The 6,200-nt window shown below is 60.2% G+C and carries 5 protein-coding genes and 2 pseudogenes; 1 reads left to right on the top strand and 6 read right to left on the bottom strand.

Annotated features, from left to right (window positions below):
• Positions 1–97: 97 nt before the first annotated feature.
• The 6 genes and pseudogenes from DCO47_RS14745 to DCO47_RS27540 all read right to left on the bottom strand — a co-directional run.
• Positions 98–1,051, bottom strand: a complete 954-nt coding sequence (locus DCO47_RS14745) for a D-2-hydroxyacid dehydrogenase family protein (RefSeq protein WP_116658360.1) — start codon at positions 1,049–1,051, stop codon at positions 98–100.
• Positions 1,052–1,063: 12 nt separating this feature from the next.
• The gene (locus DCO47_RS14740; RefSeq protein WP_064362203.1) at positions 1,064–2,110 is read right to left on the bottom strand and encodes an alpha/beta fold hydrolase; all 1,047 of its coding nucleotides are present in this window, start codon (positions 2,108–2,110) and stop codon (positions 1,064–1,066) included.
• Positions 2,111–2,196: 86 nt separating this feature from the next.
• Positions 2,197–2,631 carry a YqaA family protein gene (locus DCO47_RS14735; RefSeq protein ID WP_064362205.1) on the bottom strand — a complete coding sequence of 145 codons (435 nt, stop codon included), beginning with the start codon at positions 2,629–2,631 and terminating at the stop codon, positions 2,197–2,199.
• Positions 2,631–3,077, bottom strand: a complete 447-nt coding sequence (locus DCO47_RS14730) for a DUF411 domain-containing protein (RefSeq protein ID WP_042609878.1) — start codon at positions 3,075–3,077, stop codon at positions 2,631–2,633. The genes DCO47_RS14735 and DCO47_RS14730 overlap by 1 nt, the downstream gene beginning before the upstream one ends.
• A 212-nt stretch (positions 3,078–3,289) precedes the next feature.
• Positions 3,290–3,817 (bottom strand): annotated as a pseudogene (locus DCO47_RS27545) (methyl-accepting chemotaxis protein); the annotation flags it as partial.
• Positions 3,818–4,150: 333 nt separating this feature from the next.
• Positions 4,151–5,281 (bottom strand): annotated as a pseudogene (locus DCO47_RS27540) (cache and HAMP domain-containing protein); the annotation flags it as partial.
• A gap of 353 nt (positions 5,282–5,634) precedes the next feature.
• Between DCO47_RS27540 and DCO47_RS14715 the strand changes: the two are divergent.
• On the top strand, positions 5,635–6,162 hold the full coding sequence (locus tag DCO47_RS14715; protein ID WP_042609880.1) for a hypothetical protein: 528 nt from the start codon (positions 5,635–5,637) through the stop codon (positions 6,160–6,162).
• Positions 6,163–6,200: the final 38 nt, after the last annotated feature.

Below are 6,200 nucleotides of genomic sequence, written 5' to 3'. Positions count from 1 at the left end.
GAGCAGGCTCGCTCCCACATTGGAACGCGTAAACCTGTGGGAGCGAGCCTGCTCGCGAATAGGGCTGTGGAAGCAAATCAGATTTAAAGTAATGGACTCAATTCAACAGACGGAGCGGCTCTCCCTCCGCCCAACCCTGAATATCCTCGATCATCTGCCGGAAAAACTGCTCATAATTCTGCCGACTGACATAGCCCACATGCGGCGTGGCGAGGACGTTGTCCAGCGTGCGAAACGGGTGCAGGGCCGGCAAAGGCTCCTGCTCGAAAACATCCAGCGCCGCCCCGGCAATGCGCCGTTTCTGCAATGCCTTGATCAGCGCGGATTCATCGACGATCGGCCCGCGCGCGGTGTTGACCAGCAGTGCGGTCGGTTTCATCCAGTCCAGCGCCTGGGTATCGACCAGACCGCGACTGCGCTCGCTGAGCACCAGATGCACCGACAGCACGTCGGCCTGTTCGAACAGTTGCTGCTTGCTGACGTAAGTCACGCCGGCCTGTTCAGCGCGTTCGGCGGTGAGGTTTTCGCTCCAGGCAATCACCCGCATGCCGAACACCTGACCGAACTGCGCGACCCGCTGGCCAATGCTGCCCAAGCCGAGAATGCCCAGGGTCTTGCCATGCAGATCACCGCCCAGACCCTGTTGCCACTGGCCGGCGCGCAGGGCGTTGGCTTCCTTCACCAGATCACGGGTGGCCGCCATGATCAGCGCCCAGGTCAGCTCCGGCGCGGCGTGTTTGTAGCTGTCGGTGCCGCAGACCTTGATGCCCAGCGCCGCTGCGGCAGGCATGTCCAGCGCGGCATTGCGCATGCCGCCGGTGACCAGCAACTTCAATTCAGGCAAGCGTCCAAGCAGATCGGCGTCGAATCGCGTGCGTTCGCGCATCACGCAGATCACTTGATACTTGCCCAAGCGCTCGGCCAGCGTGGCGTTGTCGGCCGGGTAATCGTGCACGAAGGTTACTTCACCGATACCGTCGAGCACTGACCAGTCGACCACATCGCGGGCCACGTCCTGCCAGTCGTCGATCACTGCAATCTGCACCGTCATCGCCTTACCTCATCAAGGAACGGAAGGAGTCTTGCCCAGCCAGCCGAGCAGCGCCTGATGGAATTTTTCCGGTTCTTCCATTTGCGGGGCGTGGCCCATGCCCGGGAATTCAATCAGCGTCGACTGCGGAATCAGCTTGGCGACTTGTTTGCCCAGCACCTCGTAGTGGCCGATTCGGGCTTTCACTTCCGGCGGCGCGAGGTCCTTGCCGATTGCGGTGGTGTCGGATGTGCCGATCAGCAGCAGGGTCGGCATCTTCAGGTCCTTGAACTCGTAGTACACCGGCTGGGTGAAGATCATGTCGTAGATCAGCGCCGAGTTCCATGCGACCTGGGTCTTGCCCGGGCCTTTGCTCAGGCCGGCGAGCATGTCGACCCAACGATCGAATTCGGGCTTCCAGCGGCCATCGTAATAAGTGGTGCGCTCATAGTCGCGAATGCCCTTGGCCGTGACCTTCAACTCGCGCTGGTACCACTGATCGACGGTGCGATACGGAACGCCGAGGGCTTTCCAGTCTTCCAGGCCGATCGGGTTGACCATCGCCAGTTGATCGACCTGTTCAGGGAACAGCAGCGCATAACGGGTGGCGAGCATGCCGCCGGTGGAGTGGCCGAGCAGAGTGGCTTTCTGGATGCCCAGCGCTTTGAGCAATTGCTGGGTGTTGGTGGCCAGTTGCTGGAAGCTGTATTGATAGTGCTCAGGTTTGCTGGAGGTGCAGAAACCGATCTGGTCCGGGGCGATGACCCGGTAACCGGCATCGCTCAAGGCCTTGATCGAACTGTCCCAGGTCGCCGCGCAGAAATTCTTGCCGTGCATCAGCACCACGGTGCGACCGTTGGCCTTGCCATTGGCGGCGATGTCCATGTAGCCCATTTGCAGTTTCTGGCCCTGGGATTCGAAGGCGAAGTGTTTAAGCGTGTAGGGATACTGGAAACCCTGGAGTTCCGGGCCGTAGGCCGGCCCTTCGGCGGGGGCGGTTTCAGTGGCGGCGTGCGCCATTAACGGCAACGCAGCGCTGAGGACGAGGCCGGGCAGCCAGCGGGAAAGCGTGACGGACATAAGCACAAACTCCTTGAAAATTGGCCGACTGTGAAAGGCCGGGATTACGCCGACGTTAAACAAAGGCAATCACACGCAGGGTTGGTTCAACCGAGCCAGCCCAGCGTGAGCAAAGCCAGCACGCCATAGCGCGCGCCTTTAGCCAGCGTGACGATCAACAGAAAACGTCCGAGTGGTTCGCGCATGACGCCGGCAATCAAGGTCAGCGGATCGCCGATCACCGGCAGCCAGCTGAGCAGCAGCGACCAGTGCCCGTAGCGCTCGTAATGTTTGCGCGCCTTGGCCATGTGTCGAGGGCTGACCGGAAACCAGCGCCGACCCTGAAAGCGCTCGATGCCACGACCCAGCCACCAGTTGACCAGCGAGCCGAGCACATTGCCCAGCGTCGCCACCCCGAGCAGGCCCCACAGCCAATAGCGCTCGCTGACGATCAGCCCGACCAGCAATGCCTCGGACTGCAATGGCAGCAATGTCGCCGCCCCAAACGCCGCAAAGAACAGGCCGAAGTAAGCCGCCCCCATCAACGGGCCGGGTAGTCCGCCACCACCACATCAGCGCCGTCCTTTTTCAGGCCGATGACCTGGTACGCGTCACTCATGCCATCCATTTCCATCCCCGGCGAGCCCATTGGCATGCCCGGCGCGGCAACCCCGAGCAGATCGTCGCGCTTGCTCAACGCGAGCACCTGATCGGCCGGTACATGACCTTCGACGAATTTGCCGTTGATGATTGCCGTGTGACAGGACGCCAGACGCGGTGGTACGCCGTGCTGCTGTTTGAAGCGGCTCATGTCGCTTTCGACGTGATCCTGGACTTTGAAGCCATTGGCTTCGAGGTGGCTGATCCACTTTTTGCAGCAGCCGCAATTGGCATCGCGGTGCACTTCGATCGGGATCAGTTCGGCGGCTTGCGCCAGGGAGGAGATGAACAGGGTGCTCAGGGCGAGCAGACGCAGTTGGCTTCGCATGGAAAGGGCTCTCGACTCGGGTGGCGGTCAAAAAGAACCCATTTTGACCGGTTTTTTCGCCCCGGCATCAACTGAGTGTTTCCAGTTGCTACAAGACACGCTAACCAGTGTAGGAGCGAGCCTGCTCGCGATAGCGGTATTCCAGTCGACAAAATTCTTGACCGATAAACCGCCATCGCGAGCAGGCTCACTCCTACAGGTATGCGGTTGGCTTAAATAACCTTGAACCGTCCCATGATCGCACTCACGCGGCTGTTGGCTTCCAGCAATTGCCGGGTATTCAGCTCGCTGGCCTGGCCGCTCTGCACCAGCTCATCGACCATGTGGCGGATCTGCACCATGCTGCGATTGATCTCTTCGGTCACTGCGCTTTGCTGTTCGGCGGCGGTGGCGATCTGGGTGCTGAGGCTGTTGATGTGGCTGACCGAACCGGCCATTTCGTCCAGCCCGGAGTTGACTCGAGCCGTGGCGTCAGCGGCGGACTGACAGCTGGCCTGGGTGTTTTCCATGGCGCTGACCGAAGAGCTCACGCCTTGGGTCAGGCGGGTCAGCATTTCGTTGATTTCCGAGGTGCTGGCCTGGGTTCGGGCGGCGAGGGCACGGACTTCATCCGCTACCACCGCAAAGCCGCGACCCTGTTCCCCGGCACGCGCCGCTTCAATGGCCGCGTTGAGGGCGAGCAGGTTGGTCTGCCCGGCAATCGCGCCGATCACGCCGAGGATTTCGGTGATGCGCTGGGCGTCCTGCTGCATGTTTTCAACTTTGTGTGTAGCGCTGGCAACTTCGTCGATCAGCGCGACTACGCTGTTGGTCGCTTCACCGACCACGACGCGCGAGCGATCGGCGTTCTCGTTGGCACGTTGAGTGAACGCAGCGGTTTCAGCGGCATTCTGCGCGACGCTTTCGGCGGTCGAGCTCATTTCGGTGATCGCGGTGACAGTCTGGTCGGTTTCCGAGGCGTGACGCAGCAGGATCTGGCTGGTGTGCGCCGAAGTGCGTTGCAGATTGTCGAGGCTCGAAGCCATGGCGCCGGTGGCCTGGGTGACTTCGCCGATCATGTTCTGCAAATAGGCGATGAAGGTGTTGACCGAATGGCCGATGGCACCCAGTTCGTCTTCAGCGCGAATGGTGATGCGGCGGGTCAGGTCGGCGTCGCCGCTGGACAGCGAATCGATGTTGGCCTTCAGCGCCTTCATGCGCTGCACCAGTTTACGAATCGCGTAAACCTGCAACAGCACCAGCAGGATCACCAGCGGAATCTGGATCAGGCTCAGGCTGTTGAGGACATCGTCGCGCTGGGCAGTGAGCATTTTGGTCGGCAGGGCGGTGGCGAGGAACCACGGTGTGCCCTCGATAGGGCGCATGAAAAATGTAGCGTCTTCACCGTTGTTATCGAACTCGACACGTTGCGCTTTATCCCGATTCTGCAAGCCGGTCTTGATCTGATTGACGAAAGTCGAGCTGGCCGCCAGTTCGCTGATGTTCTTCAACACGATCGGACCGCTGATGCGCGAGCTGTTGCTGATGATCTTGCCGTCAGCCTCGACGATGAGCATCTCGGCGTTGAGGTCTTTTTCCTTGCGCGCCACCAGATCGTTGAAGAAGCCCAGCGTCACGTCGATGGTCGAAACGCCCCAGGCACTGCCGTTCTTGTAGATGGCCATGGCGCAGTTGGTGCGCGGCTCGGCACTGGCGTCGTCTTTATAGGCCGCGGCCCAGGCGCATTGGCCGCGCGGGGTGGCCATGCCGCCCTTGTGCCAGCTCTGGTCGTAGTAGTTCGGTGCGGCGTCGCTGTTCCAGAAGGTGTTGACCTTCAGCTGGCCCGAGGCGTCGCGGTGCCAGAAGGTACTGAATTTGTTGCGCCCGGCTTCACGCTGGCCCGGCAAAGGCCAGATGCCGCCGCCGAAGACTTTCAGCTCGCCGTACTGATCCACCAGGCCCGGCAACACCGTGTCGATGGCGGCGCTGTCGAGCAGCGGGATGGTCTGGGTAATGCTGCGTTGCTGCGCCTGTACCTTGTTCAGTTCGCCCTGGATCTGTACGGCGACCTCGGCGATGCGGTTGAGCACGACCTTCTCTTCGGTATCGCGCAGGGTAGGCGCCACCAATTGACTGATGCCGACCACGGTCAGCACTGACAACAACAGGATAAACAGAACCAGAAACAGCGTGTAGCGAGCCTGAATAGTGCGCAGTGCGGGCATGGAACTGATCCTTGAGCGGCGTTGTTGTTGGCGGAGAGGAACAAAACAGGGCGGGGTTCACAGCGTATCGTCGTTTCGGGCGGAAGCTTTAGCTGCTCGCCCGCCGAAACCACCCGGGGCGATGACCGGTTGGTATCAGCTTGGGTACACAACCACGGCGCACGACATTTGTTGCATCCCCGTGACCGCTCTAACGCAACGTTTGCTGGTAGTCCTCTTTGTATCGGGAATGTACGAAAGTTGTAAAAAAGCACACAAAAATGTTGGTACTGTCATGTTGCCAGCCGATACTTGCGCGCATTCGAATGGCTGGTACAAGGACATTTCATGCTCATCGCACAAGGAATCTTCGCATGACAATCGGTTATACCGGCGCCTGGGAAAGCAAGGCGGGCGTTATGGTCCGCGACACCGGCGCCAAAAAGCAGGTTTCGCAGAGCGTCAAAGTGCAGCAGATGCTGACGCTGGTCGGTAACGACCCGAACGCGCTGAACGTCGCGGAGATGGACAAACAGGGTCTGCGCAAGCAGATCAAGGGATTCGACCCGGCCAACGTGTCCGTCAAGCAGTTGGGTAACCTCAGCGAATTCCTGCGCGGGCGTGGCCTGATCTCCGAGATCACTTCGATCACCTTGCTCAATGCTGGCGACAAGTTCGATCGTTTCGGTGTGCAGAAAGACCCGGAGGCCAAGTTCAATGCTCTGGAGTATTTCGCCACGCAGCTCGATGCCATCCAGACCAACAGTCTGAACGGCAACTATTACGGCAAGAGCCTGATTCCCGAATTCAAAAAAGCCATTTACGTCCTGCAGAACCTCAAGACGTACGGCGAAGGCAATGCTGCCGTGCCGTCCGACAAGGGCATCAAAGCCAAGGCATAAGCCCGCCCGCAATGAGCAGGCTCATGCCGGTTCACCAG

The organism is Pseudomonas sp. NDM (genome assembly GCF_003105095.1).
GTDB classification, from domain to species: domain Bacteria; phylum Pseudomonadota; class Gammaproteobacteria; order Pseudomonadales; family Pseudomonadaceae; genus Aquipseudomonas; species Aquipseudomonas moraviensis_A.
This window is presented reverse-complemented; position numbering and strand designations above follow the sequence as displayed.

Coding starts and splice junctions, on each gene's coding strand:
- DCO47_RS14735 (WP_064362205.1), bottom strand. CDS start 2,631: ATGGGGGCGGCTTACTTCGGCCTGTTCTTTGCGGCGTTTGGGGCGGCG.
- DCO47_RS14745 (WP_116658360.1), bottom strand. CDS start 1,051: ATGACGGTGCAGATTGCAGTGATCGACGACTGGCAGGACGTGGCCCGC.
- DCO47_RS14740 (WP_064362203.1), bottom strand. CDS start 2,110: ATGTCCGTCACGCTTTCCCGCTGGCTGCCCGGCCTCGTCCTCAGCGCT.
- DCO47_RS14715 (WP_042609880.1), top strand. CDS start 5,635: ATGACAATCGGTTATACCGGCGCCTGGGAAAGCAAGGCGGGCGTTATG.
- DCO47_RS14730 (WP_042609878.1), bottom strand. CDS start 3,077: ATGCGAAGCCAACTGCGTCTGCTCGCCCTGAGCACCCTGTTCATCTCC.